Consider the following 4,682-nt stretch of genomic DNA (forward strand, 5'->3'; position numbering starts at 1 on the left):
GGTCAAGCGTATCGGGGGCGAGAAAAGACGGCGTGAGTTTACGATTAGTTTTCATTTCTGGGTCTCCCAAGCGTACCGTGTGCAGGGATCGTGCCACTTCTCTCCTCGGCGGTTTGAATTCCGCGCGCCCGTCGAACCGCCGCACGATGCCGCGACATTTCTCGACAAATCAGGAGGCGTCAAGTCATGCGATCATTGTGCTGGAAAGCCGCACCGCGCCGATGGACCTGTTTGTCTCGGTGCAACTCACTGCCGCCGTCGCCAGACGGCTAAGGAACCTGCTCCATTCGCGTGGCTAGGAGCCGCTCTGTGTCAACATTTCAAGTCAAGACCGCTGGAGCGCGCGCCGTTTGAGCGCTCAACCACTGTTCCGAATCTTTTCTGCTTGCCGTAGCATTTCCGTAAATACAGAAACCTTTGCGGCGCGAAACTTTGAGGCGGGAAGAACGATGAAGATTCCCCCTTCGGGTAGATGCCACTCGGGCAATACCTGCGTCAGCACGCCCGACGTCAGATGGTCACGTACCAGATAGTCAGGCAGGATTGCCAAGCCCGCTCCTTCTCTTACTGCGGCCATAATCGCGGGCGCACTGTCGATTGAAAGATCACTTTGCAATTTGACGGAAACCGTTTCACCGAAAGCGTTTTCAAACCGCCATTGCAGCGGGTCGGACAGCGCCTTGTTTGCAACGAAAGGCGAAGCAGCAAGATCGTTCGGATGTTGGATGGCATTGAACTGACCGGAGTTGGCGCCCGCACCGATGAGAAGCTGCCTGAACCCGCCGAGTTTGCGTGCCAAAAGAGTCGAGTCGCGGAGCCATCCGACCCGAATGGCCAGATCCAGATCGCCCGCTAATAGATCGCTGTGATCGTCGCCCAGATGCAGCTCTACCTGACAATCGGGGTGTTGACTTCGGAACGCGGCAACCAGGGGGGCCACGATTTCCGTGCCATAGTCATACGGGGCGGTCATGCGCAATGTGCCAACCGGCTGCTCCGAAAGTTGCGACAGCTCGCTGAAGGCCTCCTCTGCCTCGTTCAGGATCGACACGCAACGCGTGTAGAACAGCCGACCCGCCTCGGTGGTGCTGACCTTGCGCGTGTTGCGCACCAAAAGCGTCGTCCTCAACTCTTGCTCCAACTGCGACACCTGGCTGCTGACCACAGCTTTGGTGACACCGAGGCGGTCTGCGGCATTGGTGAAGGATCCGGTTTCGACCACAGCAGCGAAATAGGCCAGCCTATTGAGGTTGTGTGCTTTGGACATGCTTACACTGTTAGCCTTTGGCATACGGACTGTCAAAATCGTTTGCCTTAACTTGTGCAATGGATGCGCCTATGTCCATCCCCAAGGAGACAAAACATGACACAGACAGTGCTACTGCATTACCTTTTCGACCCGCTTTGCGGCTGGTGCTACGGTGCCTCGGAAACCATCGGCGCACTTGCAAAACATCCCGATATTGAACTGAAACCACAGGCCACCGGATTGTTCGCCGGCAGCGGCGCGCGGCCGATGAAAAGCTTCGCAGCGCAAGCATGGGCGAATGACCAGCGGATTGCCGCGCTGAGTGGTCGCCAGTTCTCCGACGCCTACCGCGACAAGGTGTTGGGGGCCAGAGATGCGCTACTGGATTCCACTGTGGCGACGCTGGCCGCCGCGGCTGTGGCCGACACAGCCCCAAAACGGGTGATCGAGGTGCTCTCCGCCATTCAGGCGGCGCGCTATGTCTACGGCAAGGATGTGACATCCGCTGCTGTTGTCGCAAGCTTGCTTGAAAACCTCGGTCTTGTGGACGCATCTGCGCGGGTTCTGAGCCCCGATGCCGCCCTTGCAGAGCAGCTGCGCGATCGCACCACAAAGGCTCGCAACCTGATGGAGACCTACAACATGCAGGGCGTTCCCTCCCTGATTGCCGAGGTCGATGGCACCAGCCGCGGGCTGGATGCCAGCACGCTTTATTCCGGACCCGATACGGTGCTCGCCGCCCTCGGGCTGGCTTGATCCCACTTTAACGAAAGGACACGACAATGAACCGCAGAAACATGCTGAAACTCACCACCGCAGCCGGGGCTGCGGCCGTGATCGCACCCACCATTTCGTTCGCAGACGCGAAGGGCCTAACCTGGACCCATTACCCCGCCGGCGAGAACGGCTTCTTCCGCGCGCCGGTCCTGGTGCATGGCGAGACCGAGGCCGTGCTGATCGACGGCGGATTTACCCTTCCGGACGGTCGCGCGCTGGCCAAGGAAATCAAAGCAACGGGCAAGACCCTGACCACGATATACATCAGCCAGAGCGACCCCGACTTCTATTTCAGCCTGCGTCCGATCACCGAAGCTTTCCCCGAGGCCCGCGTTATTGCAGCCAGCGAAACCGTTGCTGCCGTCAATGCCAATGTGGCGAAAAAGGTCGAAACCTGGGGCCCGCAATTGGGCGAAAACGGTCCGGCGTCGGTTGATGACGTCATCATTCCGGTCGCCAACGACAGCACGACCCTGACGGTAGATGGCCATCAGATCGAGATCGTGCCTGCCGAAGGTTTGGCCAACCGCCGATACCTCTGGGTCGAGGATCTGCAAGCCGTGCTCGGCGGCGTGATGGTCTTTTCTGGCACCCATGTCTGGACCGCGGACACACCGACCAAGGAACAGCGCGCCGCATGGATCGCTAATCTGGACGCCATCATCGCCCGCAACCCGCAGGTCGTTGTTCCCGGTCACATGACGCTGGACGCACCGATGGGCTTAGAAGCTGTGGAGTTCACCAAGGGCTATCTTTTGGTACTCGAAGAGGAACTCGACAAGGCCGACGGCTCCGAAGACCTGATTGCCGCAATGACTGCCCGCTTTCCTGAACTGGGAATGGAAGTTGCATTGAATGTCGGCGCCAAGGTTTTAACTGGTGAGATGAAGTGGGGATAACCCGCGCCTCATCTCGTTCGAGGCGCGGCCCGCTTGCGAATTAATGATAAAACGAGAGCGGCCAGTCATTCTGGCCGCTCTACGTCACGTTGACAAATGGCGCGTCCTAATAAGGATCGACGTGATGTCTTTAGAGCTCAAGCAGCTCGCGGTGGTCTTGTCTTAACATGTTGCAACGCGGCGAGCGGTTTTCAGCTTGTCGAGGGTCACATCAGGGGTTTTCGAAAACTTTCGGCATCCGCATGGCCGGGATCGGTCTGGCGCGGCAGCGAGGGGTACTGATCACCTGGCAGTGGCGGACGAAACGGATACTGTTCTACTCGCGATCACCGATGACGTCGATGCCGTCCATGCGACATTTTGCGAGGCGGCTGACGAGATGGACAAGGCTGTAAAACGACAAGCCAAGACCTATGCTGTGGCGAGCTGATTGTTAACGATCCCGGGTGTCGGCCCGGTCAACGCGCTCGCCTTCATTGCGTTGGTCAATTTCGTATTGACGGTGGGGCACAAGGTTCGACTGCTTACCCCGCAAAAGCCATCGAAGACGATCCGCAAATGGACACAATCGTACGACGCGCCACAGGATAATCTGGCAGGGTGTTCATGTCGCTTAGTCTGAGGAGGCAGACAGGATCAGGCATCTTTCCGCATGGACACAGCCGTCATTCTGGCAGGTCCATGCGGACGAGACGGTGCGATTTATTTCGGAACGAGGACAGCATCGACAACGTGGATCACGCCGTTCGACTGATCGACATCCGCGATGGTCACGCGTCCAGCATTGCCGTTTTCGTCATAGATATAGACGTTGTTACCCCTGACCTGTGCTGACAAGGCGTCACCCGATACGGCGTTGAAGTGGTAGAAACCATCGGATGAAGCGCGAGCTTGACACGCGATTTCTGCGGCGGACCAATCACCTGCAACGACTTGCGCGGTCAGTACTTTAGTCAGCATATCCTTGTTTTCTGGCTTAAGGAGCGTATCGACCGTGCCTGTCGGCAATGCGGCAAAGGCGTCATTCACAGGGGCAAATACCGTGAAAGGTCCTGGCCCTTGCAGCGTTTCGACCAGGCCAGCAGCGCGAACTGCTGCGACGAGCGTGGTGTGATCTGCCGAGTTCACAGCGTTTTCGACAATATTCTTGGACTCGAACATCGGAGCGCCACCCACCACTGAGTTCTCAGCAAAAGCGGCGGTTGCAACGGTCAGGACTACTGCCGTGGCAGCAAGCTTGGATGCGATTGTCATTAGTACCTCCTCTAGGTTGGCCCGCGATCTTTTGCGGTTACTGGGGAGACACGGGCAGGTCTGAGAAAGAGTTTCAGTTCGCCTGAAATAAATCGACATCAAAAAATTCGTCAGTGGCCAGGATAGCCCCCGTGGGCGCGCCGGTTGGCGAACCGCCTTCCGGCTCGTCCGAGACGGCCAGTGTTCCGCCATCAATCAAAGCAGCGATTTCGGGCGTGATTTCGAACAAGCTCTCGCGATCCACCGGAATTACACCCAAAGACACAGGTGCATCACCACTCGCGCCGATCACCCAAAGCTCGAAATTACGGCCTGTCACTGGCGCACCTTGTTCGGGGATGACTTTGAACAGGTTTCCATCCGGGGAATAGCCTGCCTCAATATGCACAGCGCCATCTTCCGAGATCAGTGTGGCATGAAGCGTTGGATCAAAGGCCGGGCCGCGCAGCATCGGGCTGAAAACGAAGAACGCGACGACCGCGACAACAGCAAACGCAGGGAAG

Annotated in this window: 6 protein-coding genes; 3 read left to right on the forward strand and 3 right to left on the reverse strand. The window is 57.8% G+C overall.

The annotated features are described in order from the left end of the window. Positions 1 to 299: hypothetical protein (locus EDD52_RS23900; protein WP_207906088.1), on the forward strand; the 299-nt coding region annotated here is incomplete at its 5' end. Positions 300 to 358: 59 nt separating this feature from the next. Here the strand turns inward: EDD52_RS23900 and EDD52_RS23200 are convergent. Then, positions 359 to 1,267, reverse strand: coding sequence for a LysR family transcriptional regulator (locus EDD52_RS23200; RefSeq protein WP_132248980.1), 909 nt, complete (start codon positions 1,265 to 1,267; stop codon positions 359 to 361). Between the two features lie 96 nt (positions 1,268 to 1,363). Here EDD52_RS23200 and EDD52_RS23205 point away from each other — a divergent pair, with 96 nt between their 5' ends. Beyond that, positions 1,364 to 2,005 carry a DsbA family protein gene (locus EDD52_RS23205; protein WP_132248981.1) on the forward strand — a complete coding sequence of 214 codons (642 nt, stop codon included), beginning with the start codon at positions 1,364 to 1,366 and terminating at the stop codon, positions 2,003 to 2,005. 26 nt (positions 2,006 to 2,031) lie between these two features. Then, positions 2,032 to 2,925 carry an MBL fold metallo-hydrolase gene (locus EDD52_RS23210; protein ID WP_132248982.1) on the forward strand — a complete coding sequence of 298 codons (894 nt, stop codon included), beginning with the start codon at positions 2,032 to 2,034 and terminating at the stop codon, positions 2,923 to 2,925. A 702-nt stretch (positions 2,926 to 3,627) separates the two neighbouring features. Here EDD52_RS23210 and EDD52_RS23215 read toward each other — a convergent pair. Next, positions 3,628 to 4,179, reverse strand: a complete 552-nt coding sequence (locus EDD52_RS23215; protein WP_132248983.1) for a fasciclin domain-containing protein — start codon at positions 4,177 to 4,179, stop codon at positions 3,628 to 3,630. Between the two features lie 73 nt (positions 4,180 to 4,252). After that, the coding region (locus EDD52_RS23220; RefSeq protein WP_207906089.1) for an anti-sigma factor domain-containing protein at positions 4,253 to 4,682 on the reverse strand (430 nt) is incomplete at its 5' end.

Source organism: Primorskyibacter sedentarius, assembly GCF_004342065.1.
GTDB lineage: Bacteria > Pseudomonadota > Alphaproteobacteria > Rhodobacterales > Rhodobacteraceae > Primorskyibacter > Primorskyibacter sedentarius.

Excerpts from the sequence above, each read along its gene's own strand:
- EDD52_RS23200 (WP_132248980.1), bottom strand. The coding sequence starts at position 1,267 with ATGTCCAAAGCACACAACCTCAATAGGCTGGCCTATTTCGCTGCTGTG.
- EDD52_RS23205 (WP_132248981.1), top strand. The coding sequence starts at position 1,364 with ATGACACAGACAGTGCTACTGCATTACCTTTTCGACCCGCTTTGCGGC.
- EDD52_RS23210 (WP_132248982.1), top strand. The coding sequence starts at position 2,032 with ATGAACCGCAGAAACATGCTGAAACTCACCACCGCAGCCGGGGCTGCG.
- EDD52_RS23215 (WP_132248983.1), bottom strand. The coding sequence starts at position 4,179 with ATGACAATCGCATCCAAGCTTGCTGCCACGGCAGTAGTCCTGACCGTT.